The sequence below is a fragment of the Cytobacillus gottheilii genome (genome assembly GCF_001636345.1).
GTDB lineage: Bacteria > Bacillota > Bacilli > Bacillales > Cytobacillaceae > Cytobacillus > Cytobacillus gottheilii.
Genome location: NZ_KV440945.1, coordinates 295679 through 316664, shown reverse-complemented (window position 1 = coordinate 316664; position 20986 = coordinate 295679). Strand labels below are relative to the sequence as shown.

General features: G+C 39.1%; 18 protein-coding genes and 1 riboswitch. Of the genes, 10 read left to right on the top strand and 8 right to left on the bottom strand.

From position 1 onward, the window contains the following. Window positions 1-214 precede the first annotated feature (214 nt). The 4 genes from ahpC to A6754_RS01565 all read left to right on the top strand — a co-directional run bounded on the left by ahpC (window position 215) and on the right by A6754_RS01565 (window position 4397). Window positions 215-778 carry an alkyl hydroperoxide reductase subunit C gene (ahpC, locus tag A6754_RS01580; protein WP_066442045.1) on the top strand — a complete coding sequence of 188 codons (564 nt, stop codon included), beginning with the start codon at window positions 215-217 and terminating at the stop codon, window positions 776-778. Window positions 779-792: 14 nt separating this feature from the next. Further along, window positions 793-2322 carry an alkyl hydroperoxide reductase subunit F gene (gene ahpF / locus A6754_RS01575; protein WP_066442043.1) on the top strand — a complete coding sequence of 510 codons (1530 nt, stop codon included), beginning with the start codon at window positions 793-795 and terminating at the stop codon, window positions 2320-2322. Between the two features lie 206 nt (window positions 2323-2528). After that, window positions 2529-3095 carry a permease gene (locus A6754_RS01570; RefSeq protein WP_066442042.1) on the top strand — a complete coding sequence of 189 codons (567 nt, stop codon included), beginning with the start codon at window positions 2529-2531 and terminating at the stop codon, window positions 3093-3095. A gap of 480 nt (window positions 3096-3575) precedes the next feature. After that, window positions 3576-4397 (top strand): Cof-type HAD-IIB family hydrolase, encoded by an 822-nt coding sequence (locus tag A6754_RS01565; RefSeq protein WP_066442040.1) that lies wholly within the window; start codon window positions 3576-3578, stop codon window positions 4395-4397. A 47-nt stretch (window positions 4398-4444) separates the two neighbouring features. On the opposite strand, the gene yeiL is transcribed toward A6754_RS01565, so the two are convergent. Next, window positions 4445-5110: a transcriptional regulator YeiL gene (gene yeiL / locus A6754_RS01560; RefSeq protein ID WP_066442037.1), complete on the bottom strand. Its 666-nt coding sequence runs from the start codon at window positions 5108-5110 to the stop codon at window positions 4445-4447. An 81-nt stretch (window positions 5111-5191) separates the two neighbouring features. Between yeiL and A6754_RS01555 the strand changes: the two genes are divergently transcribed. Beyond that, on the top strand, window positions 5192-6379 hold the full coding sequence (locus A6754_RS01555; RefSeq protein WP_066442035.1) for an MFS transporter: 1188 nt from the start codon (window positions 5192-5194) through the stop codon (window positions 6377-6379). Between the two features lie 147 nt (window positions 6380-6526). Next, window positions 6527-6655, top strand: a complete 129-nt coding sequence (locus A6754_RS23100) for a hypothetical protein (RefSeq protein WP_257297380.1) — start codon at window positions 6527-6529, stop codon at window positions 6653-6655. Window positions 6656-6720: 65 nt separating this feature from the next. Here the strand turns inward: A6754_RS23100 and A6754_RS01550 are convergent, their stop codons facing one another. The 6 genes from A6754_RS01550 to A6754_RS01525 all read right to left on the bottom strand — a co-directional run bounded on the left by A6754_RS01550 (window position 6721) and on the right by A6754_RS01525 (window position 14838). Further along, window positions 6721-7308: a hypothetical protein gene (locus tag A6754_RS01550; protein ID WP_066442034.1), complete on the bottom strand. Its 588-nt coding sequence runs from the start codon at window positions 7306-7308 to the stop codon at window positions 6721-6723. An 88-nt stretch (window positions 7309-7396) separates the two neighbouring features. Continuing rightward, window positions 7397-8788, bottom strand: coding sequence for a vWA domain-containing protein (locus A6754_RS01545; RefSeq protein ID WP_066442033.1), 1392 nt, complete (start codon window positions 8786-8788; stop codon window positions 7397-7399). A 255-nt stretch (window positions 8789-9043) separates the two neighbouring features. Continuing rightward, window positions 9044-10321, bottom strand: a complete 1278-nt coding sequence (locus tag A6754_RS01540; RefSeq protein ID WP_066442031.1) for a glycosyltransferase family 2 protein — start codon at window positions 10319-10321, stop codon at window positions 9044-9046. A gap of 647 nt (window positions 10322-10968) precedes the next feature. Continuing rightward, entirely contained in the window at window positions 10969-12183 is a 1215-nt protein-coding gene (locus A6754_RS01535) for a TerD family protein (protein ID WP_066442029.1), read from the bottom strand. A 279-nt stretch (window positions 12184-12462) separates the two neighbouring features. Beyond that, window positions 12463-13458: an aromatic ring-hydroxylating dioxygenase subunit alpha gene (locus tag A6754_RS01530; protein WP_066442027.1), complete on the bottom strand. Its 996-nt coding sequence runs from the start codon at window positions 13456-13458 to the stop codon at window positions 12463-12465. Between the two features lie 21 nt (window positions 13459-13479). Further along, window positions 13480-14838: a nucleobase:cation symporter-2 family protein gene (locus A6754_RS01525; protein WP_066442025.1), complete on the bottom strand. Its 1359-nt coding sequence runs from the start codon at window positions 14836-14838 to the stop codon at window positions 13480-13482. 198 nt (window positions 14839-15036) lie between these two features. Beyond that, window positions 15037-15138, bottom strand: a riboswitch (purine riboswitch). Window positions 15139-15230: 92 nt separating this feature from the next. On the opposite strand from A6754_RS01525, the gene guaD reads away from it, so the two are divergent. After that, window positions 15231-16595 (top strand): guanine deaminase, encoded by a 1365-nt coding sequence (guaD, locus tag A6754_RS01520; protein ID WP_066442024.1) that lies wholly within the window; start codon window positions 15231-15233, stop codon window positions 16593-16595. An 86-nt stretch (window positions 16596-16681) separates the two neighbouring features. On the opposite strand, the gene A6754_RS01515 is transcribed toward guaD, so the two are convergent. Beyond that, window positions 16682-17146, bottom strand: coding sequence for a VOC family protein (locus A6754_RS01515; protein ID WP_066442023.1), 465 nt, complete (start codon window positions 17144-17146; stop codon window positions 16682-16684). A 96-nt stretch (window positions 17147-17242) separates the two neighbouring features. On the opposite strand from A6754_RS01515, the gene A6754_RS01510 reads away from it, so the two are divergent. The 3 genes from A6754_RS01510 to A6754_RS01500 all read left to right on the top strand — a co-directional run bounded on the left by A6754_RS01510 (window position 17243) and on the right by A6754_RS01500 (window position 20930). After that, entirely contained in the window at window positions 17243-18151 is a 909-nt protein-coding gene (locus A6754_RS01510; protein WP_066442021.1) for a helix-turn-helix transcriptional regulator, read from the top strand. A 159-nt stretch (window positions 18152-18310) separates the two neighbouring features. Next, window positions 18311-19075 (top strand): MurR/RpiR family transcriptional regulator, encoded by a 765-nt coding sequence (locus A6754_RS01505; protein WP_082851577.1) that lies wholly within the window; start codon window positions 18311-18313, stop codon window positions 19073-19075. Window positions 19076-19328: 253 nt separating this feature from the next. Continuing rightward, complete coding sequence (locus tag A6754_RS01500; RefSeq protein WP_066442020.1) at window positions 19329-20930, top strand: PTS transporter subunit EIIC; 1602 nt, start codon at window positions 19329-19331, stop codon at window positions 20928-20930. The last annotated feature ends 56 nt before the right edge of the window (window positions 20931-20986 follow it).

The window sequence follows — 20986 nt, the reverse complement described above, 5'->3', positions numbered from 1 at the left end:
CATCCTCACTGTACATGCATGAAAAAATTCATCTATTACCCAGCTTTTAGTTTCCGCATCTTTGTTACAACTTTATTAATATAAATGAAAACCACCTTAAATCTGTTGACAAAGAGAATCAGTCCTATATAATAATAATTACAAATTAGTATCTATTATAGGAATTAAGTTTTCTATAATAATCTATATACTAAATCTTAGGAGGAATTTTATTATGCCATTAATCGGTAAACAAGTTGAACCATTCACATTACAAGCCTACAAAAACGGTGATTTCATCGAAGTAACAGAAGAAAACTTTAAAGGAAACTGGAGCGTTCTTTGCTTCTACCCTGCAGATTTCACTTTCGTGTGCCCAACTGAGCTTGAAGATCTTCAAAACCAATACCCAGCACTTCAAGAACTTGGAGTAGAAGTATTCTCTGCATCTAGAGATTCTCACTTCACACACAAAGCTTGGCACGATACTTCTGAAGCAATTGGCAAAATCACTTACACAATGATCGGTGACCCAGCTCACGTTCTTTCTCGTCAATTTGATGTTTTAGTTGAAGAATTAGGACAAGCTGACCGCGGTACTTTCATCATTGATCCTGACGGCGTAATCCAAGCTGTTGAAATTAATGCTGATGGCATTGGCCGTGACGCTAGTACAATCGTGAACAAAATTAAAGCGGCACAATATGTTCGCAACAACCCAGGCGAAGTTTGCCCGGCTAAATGGCAAGAAGGCAGCGATACACTTAAGCCAAGCCTTGACCTTGTTGGTAAAATCTAAGGAGGCTTCGTAACATGGCACTGGATGCAGAAATTAAGTCACAATTAAATCAATATCTTCAGCTTTTAGAAAATGACATTCTGCTTAAAGTCAGTGCAGGTACAGATGACGTTTCAAAGGAAATGCTAGCTCTTGTTGATGAGCTAGCTTCCATGTCATCTAAAATCACTGTCGAAAGAGCAGAATTATATAGAACACCTAGCTTTAGCATAAACCGTGCTGGCGAGGACACTGGCGTAACGTTTGCCGGGATTCCTTTAGGACATGAGTTTACTTCTTTAGTATTAGCATTGCTTCAGGTCAGCGGCCGTGCTCCAAAGGTAGAGCAAAGCGTCATTGACCAAATCAAAAAAATTGATGGCAAGTATAACTTTGAAACTTATGTTAGCTTAACATGCCACAATTGTCCTGATGTTGTACAAGCGCTAAACATTATGAGCGTACTTAATCCAAATATTACGCACACGATGATTGATGGAGCAGCTTTTAAAGAAGAAGTTGAAAGCAAAAACGTTATGGCAGTACCAGCTGTCTTCTTAAATGGAGAGTTCTGGAATGGCGGACGTATTTCACTGCAGGAAATTTTAGCGAAATTAGGCGAAGGCTTAAGTGCTGAAGATTTTGCAGATAAAGATCCATATGATGTTTTAGTTGTTGGCGGCGGACCAGCTGGTTCAAGTGCTGCTATTTATTCTGCTCGTAAAGGAATCCGTACCGGTATTGTTGCGGAACGCTTTGGCGGACAAATTCTTGACACTTTAAGCATCGAAAACTTCATCAGCGTAAAAGCAACAGAAGGTCCAAAGCTTGCACAAGCGCTTGAAGAGCATGTAAAAGAGTATGATATTGATATCATGGACTTACAGCGTGCAAAGCGTCTTGAAAAGAAAGACCTGTTTGAACTTGAACTTGAAAACGGAGCTGTTCTTAAGAGTAAGACCGTGATCATTTCAACTGGTGCCCGCTGGCGCAATATTAATGTTCCTGGTGAACAAGAGCTTAAAAACAAAGGTGTAGCTTACTGCCCGCACTGTGATGGACCATTATTTGCCGGTAAAGACGTAGCCGTAATCGGCGGCGGTAACTCTGGTATTGAAGCAGCTATTGATCTGGCTGGGATTGTGAAACATGTCACAGTTCTTGAGTTCGCTTCTGAATTAAAAGCAGACAGCGTACTTCAAGAGCGCTTGAATAGCCTGCCAAACGTGACAGTTGTCACTAACGCTGCAACGAAAGAGATTACTGGTACCGATAATGTGACTGGCATTACGTACACAGACCGTGAAACAAACGAAGAACACCATGTTGAACTTCAAGGTGTATTTGTCCAAATCGGTCTTGTGCCTAACACTGAATGGCTTGAAGGCACTGTTGAGCGCAACCGCATCGGTGAAATCATCGTTGACAAGCGCGGAACAACAACAATCCCTGGCGTATTTGCTGCGGGAGATTGCACAGACAGCGCTTATAACCAAATCATTATTTCAATGGGATCAGGTGCAACTGCTGCATTAGGTGCCTTTGATTATATGATTCGAAATTAATAAAAAACCCGCTCTACTATTTAAGTAAAGCGGGTTTTTTATTTGTCTTCACTGCTCTTTTGTGAAGGCTATATACATGAACTATGCTTCTGAAATATTCATATTTTTAAAATTTACAAAACTTCATATTCATTTAAAACACTTGCTACAGTGAACAGCTAAACTGAAATTACATGAATTGTACATTTCTTAAGGAGGCTGTCCGCATGTTTGCAGGTCATTTTGGTGTTGCTGCTGCCGTTAAAAGCAAAACACCTGAACTACCGCTTTTGTCTTTGTTAGTTGGCACACAATTGCTTGATCTCGTATATATTCCTTTTGAATTAGCCGGTTTAGAATCTATTGAGCCAATAGGCGATGGAGGCTACGCCAACATAATGGTTTACGCCTTTTACACACACTCATTTATCGGCGCACTGCTCATCTCAATCATAGCAGCCTTTCTAGCCAAGATCTTTTGGGGTACGAAATCGGGGCTTATTATGGGAAGTGTTGTCTTCAGTCACTGGATACTCGATTTAATCGTCCACCGTCCAGATTTACCGATCCTCCCCGGAAATGCAGGTAATTTCCCGCTGATGGGATTTGGAGTTTGGGAATCAGTCACAGCCACTCTCCTGCTGGAATTTCTCTTACTTGCAGCTGGTGCCATTCTTTACTTCAGATACACACTTAAAGCCGCAGGTCCGGAACGCAGAGGAAAAGCAATTGCGGCTGGATGTGTGATGACTGTGTTTCTCTTTGCCTCTTTAGGCTTTGATGCATTTGCCTAAGTGAATCCTGCCGATTGATCAAATCGAGAAGGCACAAGTAGCAGCTAGAGGCTGGGACATAAGTATTTAACACTCTCATAGAACCGTATGGTTAGGAAGTCATCTTTCTAATCATTCGGTTTTTTTATGATTATAATATATATTTTATTAACATGAGTGAAATGGAGCGGAGGACACTCGACTCCTGTGGGCAATAGAGGAAAGGGTGAGACCCCGCAGGAGCTTGCTCCGAGGGCTCAGCTTCCTCCCCACGGAAAGCAAGGGTCTGCAGCGCAATGGAACGGACTTGTTTAAACACCTAACCAACTTATTGAATGTTCGTATTTTAGAAAGGTTAATTTCGTTTTGTCCTAGCCTTTTTTCAATCTTATTTTGTATTTAAAGCACTCTTTTCCAGTCGCTTCTACATCATATATTTTTCAGTCTAACTATGTAATAATAATAGGTATCGACCTTATAATGCAGAAAGGAGATTTAACGATGAAATGTATCTCAATCGATTTAGACGGCACTTTGTTAAATTCTCAGCATGAAATCACTGAAACAAGTCTTAAAACATTACAAGATCTTAAAAATCAAGGACATTGTGTCATTTTAAATACCGGCCGCGCTATTGCAGATGTCATCAAAGTACCAGGCATTGCAAGCTTAGAACTGCCTACATTCTGTATAAATGGCTCCACCTTATATTCCAGAACAGGTGAATTGCTATATGAAGCAACCATCCCTGTTGAAACATATCAAGAAATTTTTACTGTACTGAAAAAGCTGGGTGTAGGTATTCTTGTTTATACCAATACCGGCGGACACCCGTCCACATTGCCTCCATTACATGGAAAAAGCGTGGATGAACTGAACACTCTTTTTCAGGAATACGATTATGATAAACTTCTAGAGCAAGAGGATGTTAAAATTTATAAAATGATTGCTCTTGTTTATAATGGGCAATTAGAAAAAATAGAAGAAATGAAGGCAGCGTTAGGACCCCACTTCGATGTTTCAATGGCATCTTCTTTTCCCAATAACTTAGAAATCACCTCTGGTGAAGCTCATAAGGGGAAGGCTCTCTTTCGATATCAAAATTTAATGAATATCGAATTTGAAGAGATTATCGCCATTGGTGATGGCGGAAATGATCTTGCACAATTTGAAGTGGCAACCACTTCAATCGCCATGGGGAACGCTCCGCTTGCCATTCAAAACGCGGCGGACATCGTGACAAAAACGAATGATGAAGATGGGTTCTCCTATGCAATGGCACAGCTTAAATTGCTGTCTGCAACTGATCCAATCATCGCTTGACTTGAAGGGACATAGGATTAATTCTATGTCCCTAAGCTTTATCTCTCCTATCCATTCCTCAGTGCACCTGCCAATTCATGCAATGATTGAGGCTGTATAATCCGGTAGTTCCTCCCTTCTTTTTGCAAAAACTGCTTCTCACAGAACTGTGTCAGCACGTGTAAAAGGTGGCGATAGGATACGCCAAGATAATCACAAACGGTTACGTGCTTCTCCTTATAGAGTCCTTCATCTGCTGTCTGCAGGATAAAATCAGCCAGCCTATTTTCCAGTGGAAAAGCAAGACTTTGAGAATACTTTGCGGCCATAAAAGTGGCTTTTAAACTTAAAAACTTGGTTAATTCACGCAGAAATTTATTATCATCCAGCAGTTGATTCCGGTAGCGATGATAGGGTATGGCAAAGCAAATCGTTTTTGTCGTTGCTTGAATTCCTTTTGTGTAATACACATCATTTAATAATTCCATTTCGCCAATATATTCGTTCTCATTAATAAAATTGATCAGCGACACTTTCCCATTTTGATGTGTGACATAGATTTTGGCTTTTCCTTCAAGAACATAAAATAAATAATGGGGCCTCATCCCCTCTTGAATGATCCATTCATCACGCCCATACTCGTGTACTTCCATTTCAACGTGAAAAGAAAATAAATGAGCGATACTATAATTCTCTACATAAAACTGCTTCTTCTGATTTTTGTAAACTTCCATCTTTCACCTCGAAAATATGAGATATCTCATATTCATTAACTTTCCTTCCATGATATCATGCATTCAGTAAGGAGGTTCATAATGAATACACAACGCTGGATGAGTACACAATTTTTTAGTTTCTTTTTGACTTGGGGAATTTTTCTCCCTTATTGGTCAGGATGGATGATTTATACAAAGGGAATTTCCGTGTCGGAAGCAAGCTTAATTATGAGCTGCGGTTTAGTTGCCAGAGGCCTGTCTACATTGTTTGCATTTCCATACTTATTAGAAAGAGTAAGCAGTAAAGCACTATTGCAATTATCTGGGATTGGCACCTTGGTGTCCATTCTATGCTATATTCCTGTTGATTCTTTTACTGGTTTATTGATTGTTACAATTGTTCTTCATTTATTCTATCCTACGTTAATGCCAGCATTAGATAGTGCAGCCAGTGTTTTAGTTCAAAATAAACAGCTTCAGCATTATGGACGAAGCCGACAATGGGGATCAATTGGTTTTGTTTCTATTGGGATTGTTTTAACCATTTTTACAGGCATGATGGGAGATGAAGTCATCCTCTGGGCACTTTTAATTGGGATGATTGGCTTTGTAGCCCTCAGCTTTATGAATGCGCCTCGTATTCTTTCTGAAAAGCCGAAAACAGATCCTAAACAAAGAGTAAGCCTTGCTCAGTTATTCCGCATTAAAAACTTTGGCTTAGTACTGATTATTGTGATTCTGCTTCAGGCAGCACATGCCACATATTATAATTATGGCTATGTTTTTCTGCAGGATATTCATGCACCTGTCTATCTGATTGGTCTGATCATTAATATTGCGGTCATAGCTGAGATTCTATTCTTTGCTACTGCCGATAAAGTGTTCAGAAAATTTTCAGTCGGATCCTTGCTATTGCTATCTGCGCTTGGTTCCACGGTTCGCTGGATTCTGGTCTTCATTTTTCCAAACGTAATTGTATTTAGCATCGCACAGACCTTGCATGCATTCTCTTTTGCAATGGGCCATTATGCTTTTATGAAATACTTAATTGCTCATATTCCACATGCACAAATTCCAAAGGCACAAGGCATCTATTCCGCACTTGCGCTTAGCTGGAGCACTTCTGTTTTCACGATTATCGGCGGCTATTTATATGAAGTGCAGCCGCAGTACGCCTTCCTCGGGATGATTCTCTGCAGTGTGCCTGCGATGATTATTGCTGCCGTGTACCAAAAGCTGGAGAATAAAGGGAAAGGCAATAGTCTTATCCAGCCGAAACAAGCATAAGATGTTGTCCAGAAGAAATCTATTGATCTTCTGAATATATATATAAGACCTGATGAGCTAATCATATTCAAAGTGGTTAGCTCATTATTATTTTAATCCTAATGCTATATTTTTTTCGTTTTAGAAGGAAATTATATAAGTGTAACGATGTCCATTATCGTTGATCAGGAGGTAATTGGCGTCTACGGGATTGCTAAAAATATTACAGATCGAAAGCTTACCGAACAAAAACTTCTAAAATTAGAAAAACTTTCAGCAGTTGGGCAGCATTGCTGATGAGGGAGAGGGCATTCCCAGGGAGCAGGCTACGTCTCCTCGGCAAACCTGCTGGATCTCCTTCTTTACTCCTGATACTCCCTAACACTAACTGCATACCGGCTATTGGGAAGATAATCAATCTCAAGCTGTCTTCCTGATAAGTTTTCATGATAATAGGTCCTTGAGATATCAAGAGAATAAACGTCTAAGATCAGTTCATTGAATTCCAACTCCATGAGGTATTCTCTTCCATAGTCTGGGTCGTCAAATTCTGTTCCAGTTGGAATCATTACTAGTGTTTCAAACTGCTTGTTTTCATAGGCCGCTTTATCTTTATAAAGAAGGGCAGATGTTTCCATAAAAGAATAAGCGCCTGACGCTGTAAAACCTGCAACTAACAGACAGACAATCCTCCCAAACCAACTGCCTTTAATGCCAACGAAAAGGGCAATAAACATTATACTAAAGCAAAGAAACAAGCTTGCAACACTATATGCACCCAACATTTCAGACACTATAAAATGTTCATCTATTAGCTCAGATACTCCCCATAAAATGAGTGTGAGAAGAAAGAAACAAGTACTGATGATCGCAATTCCACCAGCAATCGTTTCTCTTTTATCACTGCCTGAAGTACGTTTTTTTGCTTTCTTTTTTAGCTGTGTGCCCATAAGCGATTTCCCTCACCCTCAACCTATCTTATCGAGAAGACGGCCTGGCTGTTATTAATGCGACCAGACCTAATCTTCATAGATCATCTTACTGCCATTGTTTACGCCATTCCTCAACCTTTGTGGTTATTTCTTCATGTGCTTGTTCTCTCTCTGCTTCTTTGGTTTCTTTCATCTCTGAAAAGTGCTCTTTCCTTGAATCATATAAAGAATCTGCTAATTCATTAACTTCATCCTTTACTTCAACAGAAATGAGTTCTTCATTACTTAAGAAGCGAATAGCATCTTTAATTCGATTCATTTCTGATTCGGAGGCAAAATAGAGTGGATTATAAATGTCATTCATTCGTTCCATTGCCTCAACTGTTTCATTTAATGTCACACCTTGTGTCCACCAGATTTGCCCTAGAGTAGGCTCCCATTTCTTCGTCATTTCAATTTCAAGCTCAGCCGGATTATCTACAGTGACATATTCTCCTCCGCCAGAATCTGCAACCTGCTTTAGCTGCTGCTGGCCTTCGTTATCTACATTAAATCCAATAATATTGACCTTTGCTTTAATATTTTGATTCTGAAGCTCTTTTGCTGCTGCAACAGGATCTCCATTACATGTCTCTACTCCATCACTTACAATATAAACTAGGTTATAATATTCTTCTGATGGGTAAGCCTGTAAAATTTCTCCGGCTTTTTGAATCGCTCCAGCTAATGGAGTCCAGCCGCTTGCCTCAAATGAACGAAGCGAATTTGTGAAATTTTCCTTTTGGTATGCTGCTAACGGGTATACCGTTTCTACAGCTGCACATGATTTTGCCTGATCGGAATTAGCTTCTGTTCCGACATGTCCGTATGATATCAGCGAAACATTTGCTTCCTCAGGAATTTGCTCTACAAAACCCTCAATTGCTGCTTTTGCCAAATCCATTTTCGTCTTGCCTTCTAAAGCTTCTTTCATACTGCCGCTCGCATCTAATAATACTAATGCATTTACCTTCTTTTGCTTCGTTGTCACCTCATCCTCACCATCCGGCAATTCAGGCATCCTAAATCCGTGATCATACGAAGCTAATTCCTCATAATATTTTTTATAATTTCCTGAACCAAGTGTATGTACAAGGTAATCATAAACCTCTTCACTGCTTAGGCTTTTATTCTCTGTAAAATAAGTCTGAAGTTCTTCCTCGACAATTGGCTTGAATGTTTCTTGAATAAAATCAAGATATTGCTGCCGATCCCAGCTCTGCAGAGTTTCCAGCTCTGGATCCATATGTTCCTCTACCAATGTGCCAGCTTTTTGTTCTACCATTTCTTCCACTGTTCTTGCGGCAGCAGGAATTTTTTCTTCCTCAGATTCCTCCGCGGCAGGTGCAGCAGCAGATTTTGTATCCTCATTTTGTGCTTGTTCGTTCGCACATGCTGTCATAACCGCTAATGATAAAATGAATAAAACAAATATGCCACTTCTTTTTATCAAACCCATCTTTTATCCTCCTCTAGAAAATTCTACTAGTTTATGTACGATTTAGGAAAGATATGGTTTCTGAGGCTTTTGGGGGAATATAACATTATTAAGATAGGTATTTTCTACCGAAGTGGTGATTTTTCAGAATTAGTTTCTCAATTACAAAAAAAACCCGAACAATTAGACAGATGAAAAGTATCTGCTACTTGTTCGGGCATATTAGCCGCTTTTTACTTCCATCCGCCTAAAATGCATTCATACGCTGCGGACATGCTAGCGCAGGTCATCTATCGATTTAACAACAGTGTGCTGAATTGGCTTCCATTCAATCTTCTTAAATAATGCTACTAAGGATATTGGCAGGTAGGTGAACATAAAGAGCGGGAATGTGAACATATAGAAGATTTTCTTCCAGTTGGAACAGCGTATTTTATTCCACTCCATAGTTGTTGTAATGAATCCAAAGGAGAATAGAAATACATAGATTGACAGGATCCCGCCAGCTCCTCTGAACATATATTCATTGAATAGTCCTTCTCCTTCTAATAAGGCAAGAAGCAGGACAACTATATTCCCGGCAAGACTAAGAACGGAAACAATAATGATGGGCGCAAGCGTCATCATCATATCGAAACAGGAAACTCTGTTGCCTTTCCCGCGAATGATTCCATTCATCAGATCCTTGCCATACCTCATGAATACTTGGTAAAACCCTTTTGCCCAGCGAAGCCTCTGCTTCCAGGACTCACTGAAGATCGATGGCTGCTCATCATAGAAAACAGCTTTCCCGCAGTAGCCGATCTTTTCTCCTTTGATAATCTGTGCGACAGTAAACTCGATATCTTCGGTTAAAAGATGGTGGACCCAGCCGCCATTTTCTTTGATCACATCTGAATGGATTAAAAAACCTGTTCCGGAAACAGCACAGCTTGTCTTCAGATACATCCTTGGGCGATTTAGGAATTCTGCTTCATATAAAAACCAAAGTGCGTACCCAGATGTAATCCAATTTTCATCATAATTCTTTGAATTCCGGTAACTAGTTGTGACTCGGTATCCCTGATTAAAGGTTTTATTCATTTCTTGGATATAATTCTCATCTAGAAGATTGTCAGCATCGAAAACAAAATACCCATCATAGCTTTTAGAAGAGTAATCCCTTTTAATAATGTTCAGCAGATGATTGAGTGCATAGCCCTTCCCAACCACTTCTTTATTAAAGCGTTCCGTTACGATGGCCCCTGCTTGTCTGGCAATCTTAGCTGTTTGATCTGTACAATTATCGGCACATACATAAATATCATACAATTCTTTCGGGTAATTCTGATTTTTAATGCTTTGAATCAGTTGTCCAATGACAAGTTCTTCATTTCGAGCCGGTATTAGAAATGCATATTTATTGAGCGGGACTTCTTTCTCTTCTTGAGAATGATCCCTTCTTGCTTTAAACGCAACAAATATGTAGAAAACTTTATATAAAAATAACAGTGTAAACACGATTCCCAAAAAGAAAATAAACTGACTTACAATTTCTAATAGATCTTTGACCATGGTCCACCCCGCATTTTTGAATATGTGCCTGTTAGTCATGTTTTTTACTATTTCATTTCTACATCTAATTTTTATCTAAAACGGGCATATACATCCCCACTATTTATAAAGAGTTAAGTAAAAACGAATTAAATGATAAAGACTATAAGACCATAGACCATCTCCTTTTTCTGAACTTGGATTGCATATCAAAAGCCAAAAAAAAGAGTGTAATCTGAATTGCAGAGTTAAAACAAAGAACCTTTAAACCATTTTGTTAGTCATTCAGAGATCTTGAATAAAATATTCACTTTACAATGTAACAAACCTGTCCCCACTCAAAAAAGGCAGTTCCTGTAAAGGTTTTGTTAATAATTGTTAAATATGTTACTTCTTTATGAAACAAGTTTAATTAAATAGAGACGGCATAATTAATGGATTACTCGCAATTTTGAAAAAGAGGCCCGGACAAAACGAAATTAATCATTCTAAAACAATATTCAACATCTTATCTTGGGTATTTAAACTAGTCCGCTCCATTTCACTCATGTTAATAAAATAAAAAACCGAATGATTAGAAAGATGACCTTCCTAACCACTCGGTTCTATGTATGTCAAATACTTATGACCCAACTTCTTTTTATACCTATTTTATTCAAGCTGCTTACCTACTTGTAATCATTTACTGGCCCTTGGTCCATAAATACTTCTACTAGATTTAATGGGCCCATTTGAAGTCTTGGCCGGTTCTCTGAATTCGGCTTACTATAATACTCCAGCGGACTGATGATGATGCCATCATCTGTATTATGAAGGATTCCGGGTACACACGTATAAATCCGGTCATTATTATTCGCATTTTTGGAAGATATCGTGACAGACGTCCCTTTATGATTATCGATACTCATAGACACTTTATATCGATAAAATGAGCCTGTACCATTTGACTGTGCAGAGTAAACAACAGGAACAACGGCGAGAATATCATTTGTCAGTCTTAATTTAATGATCTCTGTCTTCGTTGAACCGCTGTTTCTCCCAACATCGCCCATATGTTCAACAGCTCCATTGCCATAGGTGCTAAGAGGCGGTGTGCCTTGTGCTCCAAACATGGCTACATCTATTTGTCTGCCATTCTTTGTATAAACTAAAGCATAAATATCATAATCTGTACCTGTTTTCCAAGAAACTGTAGCGGTGATTTCTGGTGTCTTTTCAATAATCACGGGTTTTTGACCTTTATCGAGACTGATATTGCCTGTTACCTTTTCCAGGCTGATCGACGAAAAAGCACTTTTACTGCTCTTACTCTGAAGCTCTGTTGCTGCCATTTTAGGTTCAGAAGAAATCATTTTCTCCTCCTCTTCAACTTCTACGCCGAAGTTTTCACATAAACCTTCAAGACCAGAATTAAACCCCCGCCATATTGATTTTGCCTTTGTCTGGCCATTTCTTACATATATTTCGAGTACGACAATACCATTTTCCGTTGTAAAACTAGATGGAATCAATTGAATCACTTCTTGATCGGTACGGATTTCCGCCTTTAAGTTTTTTACATTTGAAAACCCTGTATGATGATCCTCTGTCAATGTAATGGCTATTTTCACAATACCAGCTGGAACTTTACTCATGTCAAAGTCCATTTTATGTACTTTTGTTTGTCCAGCAATCATAGCTGGTATAAACGTCGCAGCACCAGAAGGAGCTTTTGGCTGATTATAAAAAATAATGCCGCTGTCTCCCTGTACCTTGTCAGCACCTGTTAAAAGAAAAGCCGTCAATGAAACATCAATAGTATTTGAAACATCATGGCTAACTGTTACAGTCCCTTTTGGTGAAGCTAATGCTGTGTTTGCCCCCATCTGCAGTGGTGGATTCATTGTTAAAACTCCTTCCTGGCGGTTCAGAAATAGGTATATAAATTTTCAATAGATTGTACTCAATTATATCATCAGATCCTTCGCTTCTACTGATTTTCCAGCATTTATCCAAAAGAATTTCTTGTATACCTATTTGGACAGACGGAACTCTTAGCGGCGCTACTCCAGCGAGCACGGCTAGCTTAGAACTCTTTTAGTAAAAGAAAAGCCTATTCAAGTATTGAGCTTCTTGAATAGGCTTCTTTTTATAGTTTTACAGTCATAAATATATTTAATCGACTATAATTGTGGTGCTTTTTCCATTAGTGAGGTACCGTTTTCCACCCCAAGCTCCTGCAGCCATTTGCGATAGGCAATGGTAAGTGCATCAGACTTCAGGTGCATTTCAGCTTGCAGGTCTAAGGGAAGAAGCTCCGGTTTTTGACTTTCTACAATGTCTAAATCCTGGTTAAAAATGATATCCTGAAACTCGATAAAAGGTTCATCCGGCTTATCTAAGTCATAGTTTCTCGTCAATAGCATAAACGCTTGAGATTTCTCATTTTCCATTTGATTAACAGCAAGCAAAATGGTAAATTCCTCATCATTATCGTCTGTTGTTTTCGTAAAGCGCACTGTTTTTGGATTTAGAATTTCATATACATAGTTTGCATAGCCACCCTTTGAACGGCCGTCAGGGTTCGGCTGGTACACAGGAATTTTACTAGTAATAATACGATTATCCTTAAACTCTACAGTATAATCCGCTACCTCAGCATGATCTTCATCTCCAAGCAATCCTTCGTGAACAAACATAAGATGAGAAACATCGAGAAAATTTTCAATGATTCTAGGTGCATTAGCTTTTACTTCATAAGGTCCGCAAATGGCTGTATGATAGCTATCCTGATGATATTCAGGGTAAGAAATGAGCGGTGCTGGATCATCACCCAAATTAACCCAAATCAGCCCTAGGTATTCCTCGCATTTGTAAACCGTTGCTTTTGCTTTAGGCGGAATTGGACGGCCCTTCGGCAGAGCAGGAATGTTCACACAAGCTCCTGAACAGCCAAATTCCCAGGCATGGTAGGCACATCTCAAGTTTCCATTTACCACTTTACCAAGTGATAAAGCTGCTCCTCTATGGATACATAAGTCCTTAAAAGCATGTACACCTTTTTCGTTGCGGAAGATGGCAACACGTTCACCTAGTACATATACCTGCTTCGGATCATCCAGCAATTCTTCTGCCTTACATACCGGATGCCATTCATTCCATAATCGATCTTGTTGCATAAGAGATCCCCCTTCTCGATGTTAGTTTATAGTTACGTTGACTTTGCCTGTCACTTCAGTGTCATCAAGCTTCTGCGGAAGAACTAAATTCAGAATGAGAGCCGTAACCGCCCCAACAGCTGTTCCTGAAGAAACAAAATAAGTAACGATTTCTGGAAGTCCTTGAGAAATATTGGCTGGAATCAGCACTGCAAACATCGCAAGCATAATTGATACACCAATGACCAGCATATTCCGCTCTGTAAATGGCACGTTTTTAATGACTTTGAAACCATTCATCATAATAACGACACAAAGGATAGCAAACACACTATTGATTACAACACTTGGAATACAAGCAATAACGGTCATTAGCTTTGGCATCATTCCAAGCAATACGAGTATAAAACCGCCCATGATAATCGGCTTTCTGCTCCTCACTCCTGTGATGGCAATAATACCGGCATTAGACGAATATCCAGTTACTGGCGTTCCGCCAAAGAATGAACCAACAAAACAGCCAATTCCTTCACCAAATGCTCCGCCATTTAAACGCTTATCCGTAAGCTCTTCATCCGTCACATTTCCTACTGTAAACCATGTTCCGGTCGTTTCAATCATGACAATAAAGTAAATCGCAAGCATGATTAAGATCGCATGAAGTTCAAATTCCGGCATTCCAAATGCAAAAAGACTTGGCATCTGGAACCATGCAGATGCTCCAACAGATGAAAAATCAACTAATCCAAAAAACGAAGCAACAACAGTTCCCATTCCCAGTGATAAAATAACGGATACGAGTTTCATATATTTCAGTTTGGTTTTTGATTTCTCACCAACATACATACAAAAAATCAGAATGGCTGCTGTTATGCAAGCAACTAACATATTTGTTCCAAAGCTTCCTTCTGCACTATAAATCGAATTGATGGCACTTGGCATCAATGATAGCCCAACCACCACAATAACGGTTCCTGCCACGATTGGCGGAATAAATTTTCTTACCACTTTACTAAACACTTTGAGCGGATTACCCAATAAAGCAATTAATATGGCACCTGGTATTAAGCTGCCGATCATTACACCAATTCCTGAAGTCGTACCAATGGCAGCCAATGCACTAAGCGGTACAAAGGAAGGCCCCTGCATAACAGGCAGTTTCATGGCTAAACCCGCTTGAATAATCGTTGCAATTCCGCAGGCAAGGAAGGTCATTTGAATCAGCATTGTGCTATCTGTAACAGAAAAGGATAACATTCCAGCTAAAATAACCGGCGGGATAAACAGGTCCATTGCTAGAACCTGCTGCAGACCAAGGAATAATGATTGCGAGAAGGTAACCTCTCTTTTCTGCTGCCCATCATTGCTGGCAGACTCTAAATGCTTCGTAGTACTCTCCATTTTGTCATCCTCCTACTAGGATTTGATTTTTTTATTAAGGCTATTTCTTATGCTGCCTTTTAAAAAGGCATTATGATTTCTTTCCAGCAAAACTGAACATACAAAAAAAGCTCGAAATACATGCTTCTGGAAATAGAAAAGCATGTACTTCGAGCCTTAGCGAAATACGAAAGAAGGACAAATTCCATTAAAGAAATTGATCCTGTCTCTGCTTTTCATAGCCTGTTTATTTACGGTAAACAGGTAGAAACTTGTAGGCCATATTCCTACGATTATATGAAAAACAATATTTAATTTTCATAGATATAATTCGTGTTTTTATAGAGAAAAAGTGTTACTATTTCACTATAATCACGATGATAACACAAAATACGAACATTAGGAAGGTAATTATGAATAATTATCCGCGAATTTTTGTTGGAACTGCTTTCACAAGTGATTCACCAGAGAAAATAAGTATTCTAAAAGATTATCTTTTTTGCATTAATCATAATGGCATGATTGATAAGATCGTTGCACCACTAGATGAAGAATATCAGCAATTGATTGAGACTCATAAGAAGAAAGATCACTTTCATGTTTTGGATGATGGGCACTATCTCCTGCCTGGTTTTGTGGATTTACATGTTCATGCTCCGCAATGGGCTCAATCAGGAACGGCTCAGGACCTTCCCTTATATGATTGGCTGAATACGTACACGTTTCCTTTAGAAGCTAAATACACGGATTTAGACTTTGCCCAAAGTGTTTATGGAAATTTAGTAGACACACTGCTGGCAAATGGCACAACTACTGCTCTTTACTTCGCGACCGTGCATAAGGAAGCCAGTCTATTATTGGCAGAAATATGCGCACAAAAAGGACAGCGCGGATTAGTAGGAAAGGTTGTTATGGACGACCCTGAACAAAACCCATCCTATTACCGAGACCAAGATGCCGAAACCGCACTTAGAGAGACAGAAGAGTTTATTTTAGCAGTAAAAGAACTGAACAAAACAGTAAAACAAGGTGTGTATCCAGTTGTGACACCTCGCTTTATTCCCAGCTGTTCCGATGAGGCATTAAAAGGCTTAGGCGAATTGGCTCTTAAATACGATACCCATATTCAATCTCATTGCAGTGAAAGTGATTGGGCACATCAACATGTAAAAGAAAGATTTAACAAACATGATGCCTTTGCGTTACATGACTTTGGATTACTAAGTGATAAATCGGTCATGGCTCATAGTAATTTCCTTAGTGATGAGGACGCTGCTTTATTCGCTGAAACAGGCACCGCTATTGCTCATTGTCCCTTATCAAATGCCTATTTTGCCAACAGCGTCCTTCCTCTCTATCGCTTTAGAAGAATGGGGATCGACATTGGACTAGGAACTGATATTTCTGCTGGTGCCACACCAAGTTTATATGATAATGCCAAACAGGCTGTTGTCTCTTCAAGAATGCTGGAAGACGGAGTTAACGCAAATCTTCCAGCAGATGAAAGAGGAGTAGCAAACTCACGCATTACAATTAATGAAGCATTCTATCTCGCAACCGCTGGCGGTGGAGAAAGCCTCAGCCTTCCAGTCGGCCGATTGAAAGAAGGCTATACATGGGATGTACAGATTATTGACACAAAAGCTCCTGCGGCAAAGCTGCCTATTTTTAATCCAAATGAAGATTTGTATGATATCTTTCAGAAGATCATGTACAACGTTCGGCCGGAGAATATTCGTGAGGTTTGGGTTCAGGGGGAGAAGGTTCATACCCGGTAAAATCGAATCGATACTGGAATTTAATGATGACGGTCTTTAATAAATAATAAAAACATGGCCTTTCATGCAAGGCCATGTTTTCTTATTTACTGTTTGTTCGCAATAACACTGTCCAGAAACTGATCTGCGTCACGATTAAATTTCCAGGTTAATCCGAATTGATCAACCAGCATTCCAAAGCAGGAAGACCAAGGCGTTTCCGATAAAGGCATGATTACAATTCCGCCTTTAGATAGATTCTTAAAGTATTGCTCTAATAAATTTTTATCATCCATCACTAGACTAATCAGGACATTACTTCCTTTCACCAATTCACCTGTTACACTCTTCATGGAAGGCAATAGATCTGACATCATGATTTTACAGCCTGCAAATTCTATGGATGATTCCATGATCATATTAAGTTCATTTTCCGGCATTGGAAAATTGGGATCCTGCGGAAAATCTTTGAATTTCACTTTCTTTACCTTGCTTGCATTGAGTGCCTCCGAATAAAATTCAATTGCCTCTTCTGCGTTTCCATCAAAGTTTACATAAACAATAGCTGACATATAGTTATACCTCCTTCTTTTGATAAATGAAGTATAATTTATTAGTGGTGACAGCCGTATGTCACCTTTTCTAAATAAATAAAAAAAGGTGATGTTATGGGGAAGATTGAGCGATTAATAACGATTATCATGATTTTGCTGAAAAAGGATGTTGTTTCCACAAGAGAATTTTCACACATTTTTAACGTCTCCAAAAGAACGATTCTTCGTGATATGGAAACATTGAGCCTATCAAACATTCCGATCTACTCGGTTCACGGAGTAAATGGCGGCTACGGGATCATGGAAGAATACAAGGTCGATAAACGACTCTTAAATACCTCTGACTTAGAAAATATATTGATTGCGCTTGGAGGATTGGAACAGATTTTTATGAGCGAGGAAGTGGAACTTACCATTAAAAAGATGGAAGCGATGGTTAATCCATTGGCGAAGCAAAATTCAATCCATCTATCTTTTTATAAGTGGGAAGGCCGAACTGAAGTCTCAAAAATCTTAAAGACATGCCAAAAATCAATAGCAGAACATAAGTTGATCACTTTTGACTATATAGATAAGAATGGTCTTAGCACCATTCGAACGGTCGAGCCGTATCAGCTTCATTTTAGCGAAAGCAGCTGGTATGTGAAGGGATTCTGTCTCCAGCGGCAGGGTTATCGAACGTTTAAATTATCTAGAATCGACAATCTCGCTTTAGAAGAACAAACCTTTCATCCTAGGGAACTAGCACCAGAACACGCTCATACGAGTTATCAAGATCCGCAAATCACTATAAAGGCGATCATTTCTCCTGCCATACAAGATCATTTCATAGAAAGGTATGGCCGAGAGAGTATTGAAATCGATCCCGCACAGCGCCTTCTTGCTACCATTCATGTTCCTCAGAATACGATAGGATTTCAATTTTTAGCAGGTTTCGGTACAAACCTTACGATTATTGAACCAAAATCCTATGCTGAAGAATTTCGTCATTATTTACTGGAAATCGCGAAGAATTATGCTTAATTCCCGCGGTCCATTTATGGCAGCATAAATAGAAAATGCCTTTCTAAAGTACGTACTTATATTTGCTGAAGACCATCATTCCTTCATCGGTTATTCTTCTCTATTTGTGGTAAAGTAAAATAAAACGATTCCAAGAAGGCGAAGAAAGAGTGAGTCCAATTGATTGATATCAGCAAAATGATCCAAGGGAAAAATTTAACGGAATTAGATGTGCAGATCCTTCAATACATCATTCATAATATTGACCACGTTTTACAAAAAGGAGTCCGGGAAATTGCCAAAGAAAATTTCACGTCTCCTGCAACAATTATCCGCCTATCAAAAAAAATGGGCTATACAGGATTTGTCGATCTGTATTATCACCTCCTGCCCATGATCAATAAAGTGGAAAGTCCTGAGAGCAATGAACTTGAAGACTGTTTACATATTAGCCAAAATGACTTTTTAACTCATAACACACTAGAGGATTTTGAAATATTTATCAGTAAAGTGCTGAATCTTAAGCACAAATATATTTTTATTTATGCGACCGGTTTTTCAGCTATTGCCGCAGATTATTTTTATAAGAAGCTGCTTGTATTAGGCAGGAAGACTATTTTTTCGAGCGGTACAGATTCCATTGGTGTCTTTGAAAATAACCTTGAGGATATTGGTGCTTTAGTAGTGATCAGCAAATCCGGTGAAACACAGCTGGTGATCAATAAACTGCAGGCAGCTACAGAGCATGATATTTTTACAGCCTCCTTCACAAAGGAAACAGAAAATAGAGTCGCCGAGCTTTCTGATTTGAATTTTAAAATAACAGATCCAAATAAGCTTGATGATCGCAATATGCTGCCAAGCAGCTTCTTTCCAAGCCTGCTGCTATTGTTTGAATTTATTTTTAAACAATATATTTCCCATCTCACTGCAAAAGACAAATAGAGAACTTGCCGATTGGCAAGTCTTAAAAGACGCAGACAGAGGTCTAGTTGCACTTATACTACATTCCTAAACTGAGCCATTACGTTGGATTTTCTTCTCCGATGCTCAATTATTTTTTCTGATAGTATAGTGACGAAACGTGTTTCTAGATGTGAAACACGTTTTTTATCGTGGCAAAACCATCGACTTACAAGCGCTTACATTGTAATCTAAACACATCAAAAAAATCACATAAAGGTAAGGAGGCGGCAAGATGAAAGCCAAAATGATGGAAGGAATGCAGCGCTTTTCCAAAGCCATGTTCATTCCCGTACTTATTTTGCCGATTGCAGGTATATTAATCGCATTTGGAAATTTATTTACCAATGCAAGGCTTCTAGAAGTTATTCCTTTTTTAGATAACCCGATTACTACAGGGTTTGGATCGATCTTAACAGGATCATTGGTTTCAATCCTCGGTAACCTTGGACTCATTTTCTGTGTTGGTATAACTGTCGGTTTAGCGAATCGCGACAAGGCTGTTGCTGGTTTTACGGCACTTTTAGGCTATTTAGTATTCGTTAACGCAATGAATAAATTTATGGAATTAAGCGGAGTCCTTTTTGAAGGTGATTCTCTGCAAGGTTCAGGACAAACCCTTGTCTTAGGTGTTCAAATCCTGGATATGGGTGTTTTCCTAGGAATTATTCTCGGAATTGTAACCGCTATCGTCTTTAATAAATTTGCAGATAAAGAATTTAAAGGTGCTTTTCAAATATATGGAGGCTCTCGCTTTGCCTTTATCGTGCTGATTCCTGTAGTTGTTCTATTATCGATTGCACTCACCTTTATCTGGCCGTTCTTCCAGTCTGGAATAAACAGTCTTGGAACATTGATCAATCACAGCGGCAACTTTGGTCTCTTCTTATATGGAGCATTGGAGCGTCTATTAATTCCAACAGGTCTTCACCATCTGATTTATACGCCTTTCTTATACACCTCATTAGGCGGTGCAGTAGAAGTTGGCGGACAATTATTTGAAGGAGCTAGAAACATCTATTATGCGGAAATCGCTGACCCGGCTGTAAAAGTTCTTTCTGAAAGTGTCATTTGGGATGCACGCGGTATTTCGAAGATGTTTGGGTTACTTGGGGCATGTCTAGCGATGTACCACACAGCTAAACCTGAAAATAAAGGGAAAGTAAAAGCAATCTTAATTCCAGCTGCTGTTACATCTTTTATCGCTGGAGTTACAGAACCAATTGAATTCTCATTCATGTTTGTTGCACCGCTGTTATTCGTTGTGCATGCTGGATTAAGCGGATTAAGTTTCGTCGTGTTAAATCTATTTGATGTTAGAGCAATCGGTCCAAATGGAATGATTGACTTCCTTTTATTCAACCTGCCGCTTGGAATCGAAAAAACAAGCTGGCCGATGTACATTGTAGTCGGATTAATGTTCTTTGTTGCTTACTATGTAATCTTCCGCTTCTTAATCACGAAGTTTAAGTTCAAAACGATCGGAAGAGAAGATGTAGGCAGTGAAACAAAATTATATTCCAAGCAAGAATACAAAGATAGCAAAGGAAAAGACAAAACTCAATCTCCAGCAGTACAAGGAGATGACGGACTTGCAGGCGTGATCGTCAATGCTTTGGGCGGAGCGGATAATATCCAAACTGTCACCAATTGCTATACAAGACTTCGCTTAACAGTAGATAAGCCTGAATTAGTAGATGAAGCTGTATTAAAAGGTCAAACAGGTGCCAATGGTGTCATCATTAAAGATAAAAACGTTCAAGTTGTTTACGGTTTGCAGGTAACAAGTGTACGAAAAGCAGTTGATAACTATCTAGGTTTAGAAACAAACGAATAAAACAAAATGTTTCACATGAAACAGAAAAGAACCTATTAAAATCAGAAGGGAATGGA